The organism is Pseudomonas sp. 1928-m (assembly GCF_029269135.1).
GTDB lineage: Bacteria > Pseudomonadota > Gammaproteobacteria > Pseudomonadales > Pseudomonadaceae > Aquipseudomonas.
The window spans coordinates 215,080-232,765 of record NZ_JARIXO010000003.1 but is presented as its reverse complement, the minus strand read 5'-3'; the positions used below and the strand labels follow the sequence as shown (position 1 = coordinate 232,765).

Sequence of the window (17,686 nt, the reverse complement as noted above, 5' to 3'; positions counted from 1 at the left end):
CGCTTTCGTAGGGTGGGTTAGCCGAAGGCGTAACCCACCGAGCGGTCTATCGGCTTACTCGCCCCATACGTTTTTCAAAACGCTTACCCAGTTCTCGCCCATGATCTTGCGCACCACGCGTTCGCTGTGGCCGCGTTTGAGCAGGGTCTCGGTGAGGTTGGGGAATTCGCCGACGGTGCGGATGCCCAGCGGGTTGATGATCTTGCCGAAGCTGGTCAGGCGGCGGGCGTAGCCCTTGTCGTGGGTCAGGTATTCGAAGAAGTCCTGGCCGTGGCCCTGGGTGAAGTCGGTGCCGATGCCGATGGCGTCTTCGCCGACGATGTTCATCACGTACTCGATGGCTTCGGCGTAGTCGTCGATGGTCGAGTCGATGCCCTTGGCCAGGAACGGCGCAAACATGGTCACACCGACAAAGCCGCCGTGATCGGCGATAAATTTCAGCTCGGCATCGGACTTGTTGCGCGGGTGTTCTTTCAGGCCAGACGGCAGGCAGTGGGAGTAGCAGACCGGCTTTTTCGATTCGAGGATGACTTCTTCGGAAGTCTTCGAACCCACATGCGATAGGTCGCACATAATGCCGACGCGGTTCATCTCGGCGACGATCTCGCGACCGAAGCCGGACAGCCCGCCGTCACGCTCGTAGCAGCCGGTGCCGACCAGGTTCTGGGTGTTGTAGCACATCTGCACGATGCCCACGCCGAGTTGCTTGAACACCTCGACATAGCCGATCTGGTCCTCAAATGCATGGGCGTTCTGGAAACCGAAGAGGATGCCGGTCTTGCCCTGCTCTTTCGCCTTGCGAATATCGGCGGTGGTGCGCACCGGCATCACCAGGTCGCTGTTTTCGCGGATCAGCTTCTGGCTGGCAGCGATATTGTTCACCGTGGCCTGAAAACCTTCCCATACCGACACGGTGCAGTTGGCGGCAGTCAGGCCGCCTTTGCGCATGTCTTCGAACAGTTCGCGGTTCCACTTGGCGATGATCAGCCCGTCAATAACGATGCTGTCGGCGTGTAATTCGGCTGGGCTCATCAGGCAGTCCCCTTTTTAGCGGTGTCGCCAAACCCGTTGTTGGCGCTTTGGACTGAGCATATCCCTGGGGGCTGAGGCGACCCGGTGCAAAAACGACCGGGGTATTGCCGAAAGCGTCAAAGCCGGGTCGCAGGCGGATATGCGCAGGCCAGAGGGTCGGTACAAGGCAGCGACTACCCGTAGGGTGGGTTAGGCGCGAACCGAAATCAGGCAAATACCACCGATTCTCAACGCGCCGTAACCCACCATGACGATCTACCGGCAAACCGCAATGGTGGGTTACGCAGCGCCCGAGTTGCGTGGTGCAGTCAATAACTAGCCCCGGCGCCACTAACCCACCCTACAAAAGCAGCCTGCATACAGTTCTGATACATCGCCAATAAAAAAAGCCCCTGCCCGGGGGTATCCGGCAGAGGCCAAAGTGACCCTTGAGGAGGGTCTCAGTGTGTTGCGGTGGACGCGGGCCTGGGGCGCGCGGCCAGCAGACCGTAAGCAGTCAGGCCAAGCAGCAGCCACAGCCCCAACGTCATGCCGGCTTACTCGGCGCCGACCTGACGCAGGTACGGCGCTGGCGCCGCGCCAAGGTTGTGCAGCACGCGCTCGCTGTACCAGTCGATAAAGTTGACTACGCCGAACTCGTAGGTCTTCGAGTAGGGGCCGGGCTGGTAGGCGGTGGAGTTGATGCCGCGCTGGTTCTCTTCAGCCAGACGACGATCCTGATCGTTGGTCGCGTCCCACACTTGGCGCAGGCGGGCCACGTCGTAATCGACGCCTTCCACGGCATCCTTGTGCACCAGCCATTTGGTGGTGACCATGGTTTCCTGGGCGCTGATCGGCCAGACGGTGAAGACGATCATGTGATCGCCCATGCAGTGGTTCCACGAATGCGGCAGATGGAGGATGCGCATCGAGCCCAGGTCCGGGTCGGTGATGCGGCCCATCAGCTTCTTGCAGCCCGGCTTGCCGTCCATGGTCATCGATACGGTGCCCTTGAGCAGCGGCATGCGCACAATACGGTTGCGCAGGCCGAAGCTGGCGTGGGCGTAAGGGATATTGTCCTTATCCCAGCGGCCCGTGCATTCCGCCACCTGATCCTTGAACGCCTGGGTGGCGCGCGGGTCGGTGACGTCATCCCATTCCAGCAGGGTGTTCAGCAGCTCCGGGTGCGAACCGTTGCAGTGGTAGCACTCGCGGTTGTTCTCCAGCACCAGCTTCCAGTTGGCTTTCTCCATCAAGGTGGTCTGCACCGCCACCTTGGTGTTTTCCATGTCGTAGGGCTCCATATAGTGAGCCAGGGTGCTGAGGAAATCGTCGATGGCCGGCGGGTTCTCGGCCAGGGAGATAAAGATGTAACCGCCCGCCACTTTGCAGTTGACCGGTTTCAGGCTGTAGTCCTTGAGGTCGAAATCCGCGCCCATTTCGCTGCCGGCGAACAGCAGGCGACCGTCCAGTTCGTAGGTCCACTGGTGATACGGACACACCAGCTTGGCCACCTTGCCCTTTTCGCTGGTGCACAGGCGCGAGCCGCGGTGACGGCAGACGTTATGGAAGGCATGCACCACACCATCGGCGCCACGAATCACCATGATCGGGTTGTCGCCAATCTGCAGGGTGAGGTAATTGCCCTTGGCCGGAATCTCGCAGGTCATGCCGGCGATCAGCCACTCCTTGTGGAAGATCTCCTGCATATCGATCTTGAACAGGCGCTCGTCGTTGTAGAACGGCTGCGGCAGCGAGAAGGTGCGCTCGCGCGTCTGCAACATCTCGGCGGTGGCCTTGCGTGCGGGCTCCAGCGGATCGCCCAGGCTCAGGGTGGAAGTGACGTCCATCGGTAACTCCTCAATGGCGACTCGCTCAGCGAGTTGCCGCAATAAAGTGGCTAATCGGTATCACGCAAGGTGGCGTCATTGCCCCGTTCTGCGCCTGCCGATGGCGACTGGATGAAAGAGGAATTCGCTCGTGACCTTTTGCTTCGGCTGGCTGCGAGTGTGGCGCTGAGTGGGGGCGAAACCTTATCTATGGGCGACATGGTCACATCCGTTTCCGACGCGGCAAACCAAGGCCTGCGCGGCAGGTCGCGATAAGCATGTAAATGTCGCTGGCAGATAAATGAGCGCCCCGGCCAGTACGCACAATCCGCCCCATATAAGGCCGATGTCCGGCCGCGCGGAGAGACGTCCATGACGACGAACGACTTCCTCAACCCGGTTACCACGCAGACCTGGAGCAACGGTCGGCATATGGTGCGCTGCGTCAAAGTCATCCAGGAAACCTGGGACGTGCGCACGTTCTGCTTTATGGCCGATCAACCGGTGCTGTACTTCTTCAAACCGGGGCAGTTCGTCACCCTGGAACTGGAGATCGACGGCCAGCCGGTGATGCGCTCCTACACTATTTCAAGCTCGCCTTCGGTGCCCTACAGCTTTTCCATCACCATCAAGCGGGTGCCGGGCGGCAAGGTCTCCAACTGGCTGCACGACAACCTCAATGAAGGCGACGAGCTGCCGGTGCACGGCCCGGTCGGGCTGTTCAATGCCATCGACTTTCCCGCCGACAAGGTGCTCTACCTCAGCGGCGGTGTTGGCATTACCCCGGTGATGTCGATGGCGCGCTGGTTCTACGACACCAACGGCAATGTCGATATGGTCTTCGTGCACAGCGCGCGCTCGCCGAAGGACATCATCTACCACCGCGAGCTGGAACATATGGCCGCGCGGATCAACAACTTCAGCCTGCATGTGATCTGTGAAAAGCACGGCCTGGGCGAGGCCTGGGCCGGTTATCGCGGCTACCTCAACCAGAAGATGCTGGAGCTGATTGCACCGGATTACCTGGAACGGGAAATCTTCTGCTGCGGCCCGACGCCCTATATGAATGCGGTCAAACGCCTGCTGGAAAGCAATGGCTTTGATATGCGGCGCTACCACGAGGAATCCTTCGGCGCGACGCCGGCGGATGTACGCGAAGAGGTCAAGGAACTGGCCGCCGAAGCCGCCGATGCCGACCCGGTGCCAGCCGCCGATCAGCATCAGGTGGCCTTTACCAGCACCGGCAAGAGCATTCGCGTCGATCCGGGCGAAACCGTCCACGCCGCCGCCGCCAAGCTTGGCCTGCATATTCCCAAAGCCTGCGGCATGGGCATCTGTGGCACCTGCAAGGTGATGAAGACGGCCGGCGAAGTGACTATGGAACACAACGGCGGCATTACCGACGAAGACGTGGCCGAGGGTTATATCCTCTCGTGCTGCAGCGTGCCGCAGGGGGATGTGGCCATCGAGTATTGAGGCACTCGAAGGAAGCCCGCAACAGGGCCAAACCCGTAGGGTGGATGGGAGCGCCTCGCTGACGCCTTTTTCATCCACCATTACCGCGCGGCATAGGTGGATGGGTAAAGCGCCATCCACCCTACGCTCTGAGGGCCCTGCAAGCACAACACCGCACACAGCAAAACGCCGCACCCGCCTTCAAGGCCAGTGCGGCGTTTTTTGTTTGGGACTACCGATCCCGTGGGAGGGGCTTTAGCCGCGACGGCTGTACGCAAAAGCTCGCCGCTAAAGCGGAATGCCGCCCAACGCCTCCTACAAATCGTTTACAGCCTGACACTGGCAAAGGTCGACTCCCCCTGCGCCCGCGTCAGCGCGGCCATGGCCGAGGACGGCGACGGGCGCATCAGGTCTTCCGGCATTGGCAGCAGCGCCACCACATTGCCGCCCTGCTGGCCGGCGCGCTCATCGCGTGGCGGGATGCCGAAGTATTCGCGGTAGCACTTGGAAAAATGCGGGGTGGAGACAAAGCCACACACAGAGGCCACTTCGATGATCGACATGCTGGTCTGCTTGAGCAGCTGCCGTGCACGGATCAACCGTAGCTTGAGGTAGTAGCGCGACGGCGAGCAGTGCAGGTACTTCTGGAACAGGCGCTCCAGCTGACGGCGCGACACGTCGACATACAGCGCCAGCTGATCGAGGTCGATTGGCTCTTCCAGGTTGGCTTCCATCAGCGCGACGATTTCCTGCAGCTTCGGCTGGTTGGTGCCAAGCATGTGCTTGAGCGGCACACGCTGGTGATCCTGTTCGTTGCGAATACGTTCGTAGATAAACATCTCGGAAATCGCCGCCGCCAGTTCGCGGCCATGCTCGCGGCCAATCACGTGCAGCATCATGTCCATCGGCGCGGTGCCACCGGAGCTGGTGTGGCGGTTGCGATCAATCGAGAACAAACGGGTGCTGACGCCCGCACGGGGGAAGGCTTCCTGCATCGAGGCCAGACATTCCCAGTGCACGCTGCAATCAAAACCATCAAGCAGCCCGGCCTTGGCCAGCGCCCAGCTACCGGTGCATACCGCGCCCAGTTGCGCGCCATGGCGGGCCTGGCTTTGCAGCCACTGCACGTGCTCACGGGTGACGCTGTGCTGAATGTCCACACCGCCGCAGACGATCACCGCATCCAGACGCGGCGCCGTAACCAGGCTGGCGTCAGGGGTGATCTGCAGGCCATCACTGGCGCAGACCGGCAGGCCGCTCTGGCTGAGGGTATGCCAGCGGTACAACTCCTTGCCGGACAACTGGTTGGCCATGCGCAGCGGCTCAACGGCAGACGCCAGGGAAATCAGGGTGAAGTTGTCGAGCAGGAGAAAGCCGATGGACTGCGGCGCACGGCTCTGGGGTTGTGCCCCTTGAGTGGACTGTGACATCAGGTAAACCCTCACGCGAAGCAAAGCACGGTAGTGAGCCCCTCTATAGGGTGGCTCTTTTTATGGTTCTGGGACTGCACAACGCCAGATCGACAATCAGCACAACGCAAAGGCCGTGCCTAAATTGATTGGGCGTTCAATTAAAAATAGACGAGCTAGCCCACCGCTAGTGCCACTAGGCGTTGGCAGGAGCGACAGAAGCATTCTGATTACGACCGCAAACGCCCGGTCGGCGGGCGCTTGAGCATTTCGGTAGCACTGCCGGGCAGGTGCTTTGTCACCCCGCTACGCAGGGTAAAAACAGCGCGGTAACGGACCAACGGTCAGGCCGTATTCAGCAGCGTTGCGCTGCCCTTTTCCGCTGCACCGAACAGCCCTGCACCACAATCGTGCGCAGCGGCCTGAGCGTGCGCTTTAACATTCGACCGCGCTGACGGCTAAACCGCCGCGCGAGGTTTCCTTGTACTTGTCATGCATATCGGCGCCGGTGTCGCGCATGGTGCGGATCACCCGGTCCAGCGAGATAAAGTGCTGGCCGTCACCGCGCAAAGCCATCTGCGCGGCGTTGATCGCTTTCACTGCGGCAATCGCGTTGCGCTCGATACAAGGCACCTGTACCAGACCGCCGACCGGGTCGCAGGTCAGACCGAGGTTATGTTCCAGGCCGATTTCCGCAGCGTTCTCCACCTGCTCGGGTGTGGCGCCAAGAATCTCCGCCAGCCCGGCCGCCGCCATGGCGCAAGCCGAACCGACCTCACCCTGACAGCCGACTTCAGCGCCGGAGATCGACGCGTTCTTTTTGCACAGAATGCCGATGGCCGCTGCTGCCAGCAGATAGTCGACCACATTGGCTTCGCTGACTGCCGGACTGAAACGCACAAAGTAATGCAGCACCGCCGGAATAATCCCCGCCGCGCCATTGGTCGGTGCGGTGACCATGCGCCCGCCGGCGGCGTTTTCCTCGTTCACCGCCAGGGCGAACAGGTTGACCCACTCCATGCCGCTGAGGGTCGAGCCGATCACATTGGGTTTGCTCATTTCCTGCAGGCTGCGGTGCAGCTTGGCGGCGCGGCGCTTCACGTTCAGTCCGCCGGGCAGAATGCCCTCGTGCTGCAAACCCTGCTCGAYGCACTCGCGCATGGCCTGCCACAGGCGCATCAAGCCGCTGCAGATTTCCGCCTCGCTGCGCCAGGCCTTCTCGTTGGCCATCATCAGCTCGGAGACGCGCAGGCCGTGTTCCTTGCACAGGCGCAACAGCTGTTCGGCGCTGTTGAAGTCGTAGGGCAATACGGTGTGATCCTGATCAAGCTGGCCGCTGGCGGCCTGCTCGGCATCCACGACAAAACCGCCGCCCACCGAGTAATAGGTGTTTTCGTGCAGCAGGCTGCCATCAACGGCAAAGGCGCTGAGCGTCATGGCGTTGGGGTGATAGGGCAGGTTTTCCTCCAGCAGGAGCATGTCGCGCTGCCAGTCGAAGGCGATGCTGACACGCCCGCCAAGCTGCAACTGGCCGCTGGCCAATAGCGCGGCGATGCGCGGCTCAATGCTGCTCGGGTCGACCTGATCCGGCCACTCGCCCATCAGCCCCATGATCACCGCGCGGTCACTGCCATGGCCGACACCGGTGGCCGACAGCGAACCGTACAGGCGCACCTGCAGCCGCGCCGTACGTTCCAGCAAACGCCGCTCGGCCAATGCGCCGCTAAACAGCGCCGCCGCACGCATCGGCCCGACGGTATGCGAACTGGACGGCCCGATGCCGATCTTGAACAGGTCAAACACGCTGATAGCCACGACTCTCTCCTGCACTGATGCTACGTGCAGGCCATGATCAGGATTTCCCCACACCCCCGTCGCCCCACACCGACCCGCCCATGCCTAAATCCGTCAGCTGGCCAGCCATACGGCGGATCGCCGATGCGGGGGTTTCCGAGGCTCTGTTGTACGCAGCTTTTGTAGGGTGGGTTAGCGACGCCGAGTACTGCTCGATAATCCAGATGCGATAGTGGCGCGACGCGTAACCCACCAGACGATAGAACGCGTTGCGCCGATGGTGGGTTACGCGGCGCCCAGGTTGCGTAGCGCGGCCATAACCACCCCAGCGCCGCTAACCCACCCTACAAAAGCTGATGGCAACACGTCATTGGTGCAGAACCCAATCCCCTGCACATCCGCCCCGGATTTCATCCGGGCTACGGCTTCACACTTTCAACCCTCGCCGCAGCCAATCACGACAGCAGCATTCCAGTTGCGACTTCACGCATAGGCAGCGGAGGAAATCTGTCGGCATGATCGCCGCGCCCATGGAGCGGCCAGCCGCGTTCGCCTGCCCACCCGTGGCCGACTGCGTGCCGGCACAGGCGCGCCCTGTCACCGTATCGGGAGAGGCTTGATGACACTGAATATGCGCGGTTGCCTGCTGGCGGCTGCTTTGAGTTCCCCTTTGCTGGCCCAGGCCGTAGAGCCGGTGCAGTGCGAGTTGATTCGCTTCGCCGATGTCGGCTGGACCGATATCACCGTGACCACCGCCGTCACCCGCCAGGTGCTCAGCGACCTCGGCTACCGCACCCAGGTCAAACGCCTGTCCGTGCCGGATACCTACCAGGCCATGCAAGACGGCAAGATCGATGTATTCCTCGGCAACTGGATGCCGAGCATGGAAAACGACATCAAGCCCTACGCCGCCAATGGCTCGGTAAAAACCCTCGGCGCCAACCTTACCGGGGCCAAATACACCCTGGCGGTGAACCAGGCTGCGCATGACGGCGGCGTGAAGAACTTCGCCGATCTTGCGCGCTTCAGCAAAGAACTGGGCAGCAAACTCTACGGCATCGAGCCCGGCAACGACGGCAACAAGCTGATCCAGCAGATGATCGACAAGAACGCCTTCGGCCTGCAGGGTTTCAGCCTGGTGGAGTCCAGCGAGAACGGCATGCTGGCGCAGGTCAAACGCGCCGAACACCTCAAGCAATGGGTGGTGTTTCTCGGCTGGGCGCCGCACCCGATGAACAACCAATTGCAGATGCATTACCTGGATGGCGGCGATGAATTCTTCGGCCCCGACTACGGCGGCGCCACGGTGTACACCAACGTGCGCGCCGGCCTGGCCGAGCAGTGTCCGAATGTCACCCAGCTGCTGAAAAACCTGCGTTTCAGCCTGGAGATGGAAAGCTACCTGATGGGCGCGATCCTCAATAAAAACACCAACCCACGACGCGAGGCCAAGGCCTGGTTAAAGGCCAATCCGCAGGCACTGGCCAGCTGGCTGCACGGGGTAACCCGACGCGACGGGCTGCCGCCAAAAGCGGCCGCGAGCCTGGCGGCCAATGACTGATTTCGAGTTTTTTTCGATATCGCCACAGCCCGCTGGTCATCGCGGCTGTGGCCGACTCACGGGCTGCAAACCACGGCCGGCGTGGCTTGCAGCCTTGGCCAAGGGGCAAAAAAGTCTGTTATGGTTTTTAAAGCGTCTGTCGCCGCGCAACACGTCAGAGTCGCAAACCGACAATTGCGACAGGCCGAAGACTATATCGTTGAGTCAGCCGATTTCGTCGCTGTCGCCTTAGCAGGGTCGACAGACCGGGCGCCCACAGCCCCGGACCGAAGAATATATAAGTGCTGGCTTGTCCCAAATGGGCGCCAGCCCAACAAGAAATTTCGGATGTACGCGCACCTCGGGTCGAGGTGTGTAAAACCCAAGGATGGGACTTCGTAACACTGCCAGAGGGTTTGGAACGCGGTTTGCAGCACGGCACAGCAAGGTTGACTCGACAGTACGCCCCCAGAGCGTCCATTGCCCACAAGGCAACTGGAGCGTTGCAGCGGTTGTGCCTGAGCACCCTGAATGTGTTGCGCGGCAAGGCACGGCCCCGACCCCGGAACCCAGTAAACCCACACAGGCAAGAACAGTCGGCATCACCGTACGTACGCCAGCTGGCGTAGGCGCGGTTCCGCAGCACTGATCTGGATGTCTACTGAAGGGGAATCATCCCATGCAGTCTGGAAAAATCGTCGTCGAAAACCTCTACAAGGTGTTCGGCGCAGAGCCACAAGAAGCCATCGACCTGCTCAAGCAGGGCTGGAGCAAGGAGCGGATTCTTGCGGAAAAAGGCGCGGTAATCGGCGTCAGCGACGTGTCCTTCAGCGTCGAGGAAGGTGAAATTTTCGTGCTGATGGGCCTTTCCGGCTCCGGCAAATCCACCCTGATCCGCCTGATCAACCGCCTGGTTGAACCCAGCGGTGGCAACGTCTACATCGACGGGCAGAACGTCGCCAAGATGCCCAAGGCGGAGCTGATCGACCTGCGCCGCCGCGACATGAGCATGGTCTTCCAGTCCTTCGCCCTGATGCCTTCGCGCAGCGTGCTGGACAACGCCGCCTTCGGCCTGGAAGTCGCAGGCAAGAGCAAGAAGGTGCGTGAAGAGCGCGCCATGCAGGTACTCAAGCAGGTTGGCCTGGACACCTTTGCGCACAAGATGCCGCATGAGCTGTCCGGCGGCATGCAACAGCGCGTCGGCCTGGCCCGCGCCCTGGCGGTTGACCCGTCAATGATCATCATGGACGAGGCGTTTTCCGCCCTCGACCCGCTCAAGCGCCGCGAAATGCAGGACGTGCTGCTGGAGCTGCAGAAGACCGACCGCCGCACCATCATCTTCGTCTCCCACGACATCGAAGAAGCCATGCGCATCGGCACCCGCATCGGCATCATGGAAGGCGGCAAACTGGTTCAGGTCGGCACCCCGCAGGAGCTGATCGACAACCCCGCCAATGATTACGTGCGCAACTTCTTCAACACCGTCGACACCAACCGCTACCTCACCGCCGGCCAGCTGATGGCCAACAGCGTGCCGATCTACGTGCACAACGGCAAAGCCCCGGATGCGCAAACGGTCTGCCAGGAACTGCAGGCGCTGGACAAGCACTACGCCTTTATCGTCGACGAGCAGAACACCTTCCAGGGCTCCATCAGCCTGGAGCGGATCGCCCTGCTGGTCGAGGGCGGCACCACCTGCGGCCTCGACGGCCAGGTGCTCAAGTCAATCAAACCGATCCCCGAAGACCTGCCGCTGGACCAGGTGATTGAACGCCTGGTGGACAACGAAGGGCCGATCCCGGTGGTCGACAGCAACGGCCGCTACAGCGGCGCCATCAGCAAAGGTCGCCTGCTGACCCGCCTGCAGGGAGAGTTCCATGAGTGAGAAACAGCTCGACCTGGGTAGCTGGGTCAACGACGTGGTGCAGCACCTGCTGGACAACTACAGCGATGGCTTCGACAGCATCGGCGCGGTGGTCAACGGTTTTTCCGAAGGCATCGAATGGCTGCTGATGCTGCCACCGGCCTGGCTGCTGATCGCCATCTTCGTCGCCCTCGGTCTGTGGCGCATCAGCTACAAGTTCGCCATCTTCACCGCCGTGGCCTTTGTGCTGATCGTACTCACCGGCTTCTGGGAACAGACCGTGGTGACCCTCGGCCTGACTTTCTCCGCCACGCTGATCAGCCTCTTGCTCGGCATCCCCCTGGGTATCTGGGCGGCGCGCAGCGAGCGGGTGGCGACCACCATCCGGCCGATTCTCGACTTTATGCAGACCATGCCGGCGTTCGTTTACCTGATTCCCGCCGCCATGCTCTTCGGCCTCGGCCGTGTGCCGGGGATCATCGCCACGGTGATCTTTGCCATGCCACCGGCGGTACGCCTGACCAACCTGGGCATCCGCCAGGTGAATAAAGAGATCATCGAAGCCGGCCAATCCTTCGGCTGCACCCCGCGTCAGCTACTGTTCAAGGTCCAGCTGCCCAACGCCATGCCGTCGATCATGGCCGGGGTCAACCAGACCATCATGATGGCCCTGTCGATGGTGATTATTGCCTCGATGGTTGGCGCCGGTGGCCTGGGTAACGACGTACTGGCGAGCATCCAGCGCCTGGACATCGGCCTGGGTTTCGAAAGCGGCATGGCCGTGGTGTTGCTGGCGATCATTCTCGACCGCATCACCGAGAGCTTCGGCACACCGCAAACCGCCAAGCGCAGCAGTCTGTTCAGTTGGTTCAGCGGCAAGCTTCAACGCCAGTAATCTAAATTTAACCATCACAGGGAATCGCAGATGAAGACGATTAAACAGCTCGCAGGCGTTGGCCTGCTCTCCGTGGCCATGCTGCAAAGCGCCTGGGCGCAGGAGCCGGAGAGTTGCAAGATGGTGCGCTTCGCCGAAATCGGCTGGGCCGACATTGCCGCCACCACCGGCGTGGCCATGACCCTCAGCGAAGGCCTGGGTTACCAGACGCGCAAAATCATGGCCTCCGTGCCTATCGCCTTTACCGGCGTGCAGAAAGGCCAGATCGACGTCTTCCTCGGCTACTGGGCGCCCTCGATGGACCCGGTGATCGAACCCTTCACCAAGGATGGCGGCGTCAAAGTGCTGCCCAAGGCCAACCTTGAAGGCGCCAAATACACCCTCGCCGTGCCGACCTACGCCGCAGAAGCCGGGCTGAAAAGCTTTGCCGACATCGCCAAGTTCAAAGACCAGCTGGGCGGCAAGATCTTCGGCATCGAGCCAGGCAACGACGGCAACCTGCTGATCGACGGCATGATCAAGAGCAATCAGTTCGGCCTCGGCGACTTCAAGATGGTCGAGTCCAGCGAAGCCGGCATGCTGGTACAGCTGCAACGCGCAGTGAAAAAGCAAGAACCTGCCGTGTTCCTCGGCTGGGCACCACACCCGATGAACACCCAGTTCGACATCACCTACCTGGAAGGCGGCGATGACGTGTTCGGCCCGGACTTCGGCGCCGCCAAGGTATACACCGTCGTGCCGCCGGATTACGAAGCGCGCTGCGCCAACGTCGGCAAACTGCTGAACAACCTGCAGTTCACCGTGGAAATCGAAAGCCAGCTGATGGAAAAGGTCCTGGATAAACAGAACCCAACCAAAGTCGCCGCCGACTGGATCAAAGCCAACCCGGCGATCCTCGACCAGTGGCTGGCCGGCGTTACCACCTATGACGGCCAGGACGGCGTTGCAGCGGTGAAGAAACACCTCGGCCTGTAAGCCAAACACCGCGCCGCCCCAGACACCTGCGGGCGGCGCGGTTAGCGAAAGCACCTGAATAAGCACCACACCCGCGAGGCCATACGGCCATCGCATGGGTTGTTGCAGCCGCGATTTAACGCATGACACCTGTAGGAGCCAGCTTGCTGGCGATGCTTTTGATCTGCCGGGATCGCCGGACCGCAAAAAGCTGGCGCCTACACACAACCGGGCCATTACGTAGCCCGGATGCAATCCGGGAACGGACTCGCCGGCACTGCAAAACCCCGGATTCCATCCGGGCTACACAAGCGCAACAGCAACATGTTTACCCAGCTAGGCCCGCAAGAAGAACGCGCCAGTAACTCACTGAACTGCCACTCTCACTGACGGAGCACACCCTATGCGAAACCTGAAAAACCTCTGCCTGCAAAGCCTCGGCGTCGCCGCCCTGGCCCTCGGCATGAGCAGCGCCATGGCGGCGGACAAACCCACCCTGAACATCGGCTACGTCAACGGTTGGGACGACAGCGTCGCCGCCACCTTTGTCGCTGGGGAAATCCTCCAGAGCAAGCTCGGCTACAGCGTAGCGCTCAAGCCCGTAGAGCCCGCCATCATGTGGCAAGGCGTAGCGCGCGGCGACCTCGACGCCACCCTCTCCGCCTGGCTGCCCGCCACCCACGGCGAATACTTTGAAAAGCTCAAAGACAAAGTCGAAGTGCTCGGCACCAACTACGCCGGCGCCAAAATCGGCCTGATCGTGCCCGACTACGTACAAGCGAAAACCATCGCCGACCTGCAAACCTACGCCAAAGACTTCGACGGCAAAATCACCGGCATCGACGCTGGCGCCGGCGTCATGCGCCGCGCCGAAGAAGCCATCAAGGAATACGCCCTGGCTGACATCAAACTGATGCCAAGCTCCGGCCCAGCCATGGCCACCGCCCTGACCCGCGCCGAGAAAAACAAACAAGCCATCGTCGTCACCGGCTGGATTCCGCACTGGATGTTCGCCAAATGGAACCTGCGCTTCCTCGAAGACCCGAAAAAAGTCTTCGGCGATGACGAACACGTCGACACCGTTGCCAACCCAAGCCTCGCCGGCAAGGCCCCAGAAGCCGCAGCCTTCCTGAAGAAATTCTCCTGGAGCGGTGAAGAAGTCGGCGCCGTCATGCTCGCCATCCGCGAAGGCGCCAAACCGGAAGACGCCGCCAAAGCCTGGATCAGCAAAAACCCGGAGCGCGTTGCTGAATGGCTTAAATAAGCCAAGGCACCACCTCTATATATAAAGCGGGCTACGGCCCGCTTTTTTACGCCTGCGAAATGACGGCGGGAGAATGTTCTAGACAGGGGGATAGGGGGCTGGATAGGGTTGAGGCATGGTGGCTGAGTAGTGGCCAGGTGGTCGCTTGGGCCGGCCTAATCCTGCTGACTTGCGACATACGATGCGGGATATAAACAGACCGCAGGTAAAGCGAAGTCACACGAAAGATAAGAGCGGCATGGGTATGTCGCATAATTAATATCTATAATTTTTTGCTCCTAAACATTTACGGAGAAATCAAATAATGTCGTTCCAAACACCAATTACAATTTGCGAAGCAATTAGGAACATTGAGCAAAATAGGTACTTGCTACCATCTATCCAAAGAGAGTTCGAATGGAGCCATGATAAAATAGAATGGCTGTACGACTCAATCATGAGAAATTATCCGATTAGCTCGTTTCTATTTTGGCGAGTAGAAGGCGAGACAAAGACTGACTTCAAGTTCTATCAATTCATTAGAGAATATCGGCAGAGATACAAAACTCACAACGAAGAATTTAGCACTTTGGGGCATAGCGACTTCACCGCAATCCTAGACGGCCAGCAAAGACTTACTTCTTTATATATTGGCTTAAGGGGTAGCTACGCATACCGCACTCCTCGGCTACGCGAAGAAAACTCTGAAAGAGTCTACCCAACACGTTACCTCTACCTGAACATTACTCGCCCTCTAGAAAATGAAGAAGATGGTAGAATTTTCGAATTCAAATTTTTAACAAAAACCGAAGCTGACGAGCACTCAGAATCGTGGTTCAAAGTTTCAGAAATATACGGACTCTCCGACGACTTTGATTTCAACAAACATTTAGATGACCACAAACTCAAAGACAATGAGTTCTCATACAGAACCCTCTCCACACTAAAAAACGTCATTCATTCGAAACCAATAATTAATTTCTTCTTAGAAACAGAACAAAAAATAGACAAAGCCCTAAACATTTTCATCCGCATAAACAGCGGAGGCGAGCCGCTTAATTTCTCAGACTTAATTATGTCGATTGCCGTTGCAAACTGGGAAACAAAGGATGCAAGACGAGAGATTCACGCACTGACTGATGCAGTTATAGAGAAAGGATTCTCCATAACAAAAGACTTTATATTAAAAGCATTCTTATACCTACACAGCAAAGACATCAAATTCAAAGTTACAAATTTTTCAAAAAGCAATGCAAGAGACTTTGAAAATGAATGGAACAGAATAAGGGACTCAATTCTATCTGCGTTTGATCTTATAAAATCATTCGGATTCATAGACGCCACGCTTACATCTAAAAACTCCGTTCTACCCATCGTTTATTATCTATACCATCGAGATATTTATAATGAATTCGAAAGCAGAACTGAGCACTCTGCGGATAGATTAATAATCAAAAAATGGCTTCATACAGCGCTTGTAAAGCGACTATTCGGCGCAACAACAGATAGCGTACTTAGCCAGATTAGAAAAGCCTTTACTGATGATGTCACCGAGCGATCAATCCCCTCAGACATTAATCAATTCCCAGTCACCAAGATAAATGGGCAAATCAGAAAAGATACCGGCATCAGCGATGAGTATATTGAAGAATTGCTTTTAACACAGAAAGACGACAAGTACTCTTTTTCTATATTAGCCCTGCTCTACCCAGATTTGGATTATAGGAATAATAACTTTCACAAGGATCACCTACACCCCGTGACCATGTTTAATAATCTCAATGATGCATGCGCCTACACTAATGACTGGCAAACATACAACTCTATAAAAAACTTGCAAATGCTTGATGCTAACGAGAACATGTCAAAAAATGGAAAGAGTCTATTTGACTGGGTAAGCAATCAAACCAACTCACCCGATAGGCTTCAGCCTTTTTTAAAGTCGCACCTTATACCGGACATAAGCCTTAGCATTGACAACTTCAGTCAATTTATTGAGCACAGAGAAAAGTTATTGCGAGAAAAACTAAGGGAAATTCTCGTATAAGCTTTTCATTGTACAACATACGCTCACAGGACTGACTAAAGCCAGCCCCTTAACTTAATCGTTAGAGCACTTAATCTTGAACACTGAAGACGAAGAATATAACGTAAAAAACGAAGGCTCTCGCAATCTGACATACATGCCTTGGCATGAGCACGCGAAGGAGTTCCTCTTATCTCAATGGAAATTATTTTTTATTTTCTGGGTAGGTATATTTGGCATTTTTTGGGGTTTAATCGAAGCCTTTAGTTTCTTTATCTCCGATTTGAGCCTGAGCAATATTGCTGTCCTTTCTACCGGGCTAATTATTGGATTGACAGCCTCACTCATTCACTGCACCAATATGTATATAGATTCGCCCCCCAAGGGCTTAGAGAATGAACCTCTGAAAATTCAAAAAATTGCATTCTCAAAGAAGCAATATTGGGAATACGCGCTCGCTTATGAGTTGATCAAATCAAGAATCCATGAAATCGACCAAGAACTGGAAGATGTAATTAAAAACAGAGTTCATATAAAAATAAAAAGAGTGATGAGTACCGAGCAGTATTCCGAATGGCTTCAGACAAGACCTGAGAATCTCCTCCGCATAGTTGCTGTAGCAAAACAATTGTTGATATTTGATTTAATAGAAGCAATCCATGCTAACGAATCAAACGAGGTTGACTATCACAACCTCATAAGAACCATAGAGCTAATTAAAGACGCATATAAAAGCGCATATGAATTTGAAGTAGAAGGCCGAGAAATAAAGATACCGGAAGAACTAGAAGCCGTGCATGAGATACAAGCCGGGTGGGCATCTGTTGTACGTGACGGATTCCATCAAATGCTAGAAATTCTGCAATCCGTTGCAACTCGGAAAAAAGGCGACTTTTCACCGCTAGACAAAACCATTGTGTTTAAAGAGCCTCCACGGATTGATGAATTTTGTGAAGAGCTAGAGAAAATTACCGCATCCATTGGATATCAATAATGGAATTTATTATTACCCTACTAAAAACAGTAGGGGACAGACCACGAATTAAGTCCAGACTGCTCATTCAAACGACTCAATAGTCCATCCTTAATACCTAAACCGAGTAAAACAATGAACCGCCGCAAAAAGATCAAACAGCTACTAGAAGCTCACGCCAAAAAAGCCAACGCCAAATTGGCACCAAAAAAGAAATCCACCTACATCAGCAAAGCCGACCGTTTAAAGCTGGCCGCTGAAGCCAGCCAAGATTCAATCGTTACTCCCGAGCCAGCGGGGTCGGATTTAATCGCCGAAACCAAAGACGCTTCACAACCATAAATTCAATACGCCGTGATGAACTACAAGGAAGAAAGCTCATATGCCTGGCCAATACCCAAACCGAATCAAACAGCTGCCCTTATTCGACGGCCGCTTTGACGCCTATAAGCTTGAAGCCAAAGACAGCACCGTTCTGTTTGCCTCCTACCCCGCCGGTACCTCCATCCCGCCGCATACCCATGACACCGATAACCATGGCGTGATTACTCGCGGCGAATTGATCCTGAGCATGAATAACCAAACGATCAGGGTTGGCGTCGGCGAGTGGTATCACGTACCTGCAAACGTTGAGCACTCGGCTTTGTTTGAGGTCGAGACCGATGAGGTTGAGTTCTGGTTTGTGTAAGGCAC

The 17,686-nt window shown here is 57.2% G+C and carries 14 protein-coding genes; 10 read left to right on the top strand and 4 right to left on the bottom strand.

Going from position 1 to position 17,686, the window contains the following annotated elements; translation table 11 throughout:
* Positions 1-54: 54 nt before the first annotated feature.
* Together P3C18_RS13045 and gbcA are read right to left on the bottom strand one after the other, a co-directional pair.
* Positions 55-1,032 carry a dipeptidase gene (locus P3C18_RS13045; protein ID WP_275962272.1) on the bottom strand — a complete coding sequence of 326 codons (978 nt, stop codon included), beginning with the start codon at positions 1,030-1,032 and terminating at the stop codon, positions 55-57.
* Between the two features lie 536 nt (positions 1,033-1,568).
* On the bottom strand, positions 1,569-2,861 hold the full coding sequence (gene gbcA, locus P3C18_RS13040) for a glycine-betaine demethylase subunit GbcA (RefSeq protein ID WP_275962271.1): 1,293 nt from the start codon (positions 2,859-2,861) through the stop codon (positions 1,569-1,571).
* Between the two features lie 351 nt (positions 2,862-3,212).
* Here gbcA and gbcB point away from each other — a divergent pair, with 351 nt between their 5' ends.
* Positions 3,213-4,316: a glycine-betaine demethylase subunit GbcB gene (gene gbcB, locus P3C18_RS13035; RefSeq protein ID WP_275962270.1), complete on the top strand. Its 1,104-nt coding sequence runs from the start codon at positions 3,213-3,215 to the stop codon at positions 4,314-4,316.
* Positions 4,317-4,621: 305 nt separating this feature from the next.
* On the opposite strand, the gene P3C18_RS13030 is transcribed toward gbcB, so the two are convergent.
* Both P3C18_RS13030 and P3C18_RS13025 read right to left on the bottom strand, forming a co-directional pair.
* On the bottom strand, positions 4,622-5,725 hold the full coding sequence (locus P3C18_RS13030; RefSeq protein ID WP_275962269.1) for a GlxA family transcriptional regulator: 1,104 nt from the start codon (positions 5,723-5,725) through the stop codon (positions 4,622-4,624).
* Positions 5,726-6,139: 414 nt separating this feature from the next.
* Complete coding sequence (locus P3C18_RS13025; RefSeq protein ID WP_275962268.1) at positions 6,140-7,519, bottom strand: L-serine ammonia-lyase; 1,380 nt, start codon at positions 7,517-7,519, stop codon at positions 6,140-6,142.
* 610 nt (positions 7,520-8,129) lie between these two features.
* Here P3C18_RS13025 and P3C18_RS13020 point away from each other — a divergent pair.
* The 9 genes from P3C18_RS13020 to P3C18_RS12980 all read left to right on the top strand — a co-directional run bounded on the left by P3C18_RS13020 (position 8,130) and on the right by P3C18_RS12980 (position 17,681).
* Entirely contained in the window at positions 8,130-9,059 is a 930-nt protein-coding gene (locus P3C18_RS13020; protein ID WP_275962438.1) for a choline ABC transporter substrate-binding protein, read from the top strand.
* A gap of 658 nt (positions 9,060-9,717) precedes the next feature.
* Complete coding sequence (locus tag P3C18_RS13015; protein ID WP_275962267.1) at positions 9,718-10,923, top strand: glycine betaine/L-proline ABC transporter ATP-binding protein; 1,206 nt, start codon at positions 9,718-9,720, stop codon at positions 10,921-10,923.
* Entirely contained in the window at positions 10,916-11,797 is an 882-nt protein-coding gene (locus P3C18_RS13010) for a proline/glycine betaine ABC transporter permease (protein ID WP_275962266.1), read from the top strand. The genes P3C18_RS13015 and P3C18_RS13010 overlap by 8 nt, the downstream gene beginning before the upstream one ends.
* A gap of 30 nt (positions 11,798-11,827) precedes the next feature.
* A complete protein-coding gene (locus P3C18_RS13005; protein ID WP_275962265.1) occupies positions 11,828-12,772 on the top strand; it encodes a choline ABC transporter substrate-binding protein in 945 nt (314 codons plus the stop codon).
* A gap of 382 nt (positions 12,773-13,154) precedes the next feature.
* On the top strand, positions 13,155-14,015 hold the full coding sequence (locus P3C18_RS13000; RefSeq protein WP_275962264.1) for a glycine betaine ABC transporter substrate-binding protein: 861 nt from the start codon (positions 13,155-13,157) through the stop codon (positions 14,013-14,015).
* A gap of 304 nt (positions 14,016-14,319) precedes the next feature.
* Positions 14,320-16,041: a DUF262 domain-containing protein gene (locus P3C18_RS12995; protein ID WP_275962263.1), complete on the top strand. Its 1,722-nt coding sequence runs from the start codon at positions 14,320-14,322 to the stop codon at positions 16,039-16,041.
* Positions 16,042-16,117: 76 nt separating this feature from the next.
* On the top strand, positions 16,118-17,014 hold the full coding sequence (locus tag P3C18_RS12990) for a hypothetical protein (protein ID WP_275962262.1): 897 nt from the start codon (positions 16,118-16,120) through the stop codon (positions 17,012-17,014).
* Positions 17,015-17,128: 114 nt separating this feature from the next.
* Positions 17,129-17,335, top strand: a complete 207-nt coding sequence (locus P3C18_RS12985) for a DUF2986 domain-containing protein (RefSeq protein WP_275962261.1) — start codon at positions 17,129-17,131, stop codon at positions 17,333-17,335.
* Positions 17,336-17,375: 40 nt separating this feature from the next.
* Complete coding sequence (locus P3C18_RS12980) at positions 17,376-17,681, top strand: cupin domain-containing protein (protein WP_275962260.1); 306 nt, start codon at positions 17,376-17,378, stop codon at positions 17,679-17,681.
* Positions 17,682-17,686: the final 5 nt, after the last annotated feature.

Bases quoted from the DNA above. Each gene is read 5' to 3' on its own strand.
- P3C18_RS13045 (WP_275962272.1), bottom strand. From the start codon at position 1,032: ATGAGCCCAGCCGAATTACACGCCGACAGCATCGTTATTGACGGGCTG.
- gbcA (WP_275962271.1), bottom strand. From the start codon at position 2,861: ATGGACGTCACTTCCACCCTGAGCCTGGGCGATCCGCTGGAGCCCGCA.
- gbcB (WP_275962270.1), top strand. From the start codon at position 3,213: ATGACGACGAACGACTTCCTCAACCCGGTTACCACGCAGACCTGGAGC.
- P3C18_RS13030 (WP_275962269.1), bottom strand. From the start codon at position 5,725: ATGTCACAGTCCACTCAAGGGGCACAACCCCAGAGCCGTGCGCCGCAG.
- P3C18_RS13020 (WP_275962438.1), top strand. From the start codon at position 8,130: ATGCGCGGTTGCCTGCTGGCGGCTGCTTTGAGTTCCCCTTTGCTGGCC.
- P3C18_RS13015 (WP_275962267.1), top strand. From the start codon at position 9,718: ATGCAGTCTGGAAAAATCGTCGTCGAAAACCTCTACAAGGTGTTCGGC.
- P3C18_RS13010 (WP_275962266.1), top strand. From the start codon at position 10,916: ATGAGTGAGAAACAGCTCGACCTGGGTAGCTGGGTCAACGACGTGGTG.
- P3C18_RS13005 (WP_275962265.1), top strand. From the start codon at position 11,828: ATGAAGACGATTAAACAGCTCGCAGGCGTTGGCCTGCTCTCCGTGGCC.
- P3C18_RS13000 (WP_275962264.1), top strand. From the start codon at position 13,155: ATGCGAAACCTGAAAAACCTCTGCCTGCAAAGCCTCGGCGTCGCCGCC.
- P3C18_RS12995 (WP_275962263.1), top strand. From the start codon at position 14,320: ATGTCGTTCCAAACACCAATTACAATTTGCGAAGCAATTAGGAACATT.
- P3C18_RS12985 (WP_275962261.1), top strand. From the start codon at position 17,129: ATGAACCGCCGCAAAAAGATCAAACAGCTACTAGAAGCTCACGCCAAA.
- P3C18_RS12980 (WP_275962260.1), top strand. From the start codon at position 17,376: ATGCCTGGCCAATACCCAAACCGAATCAAACAGCTGCCCTTATTCGAC.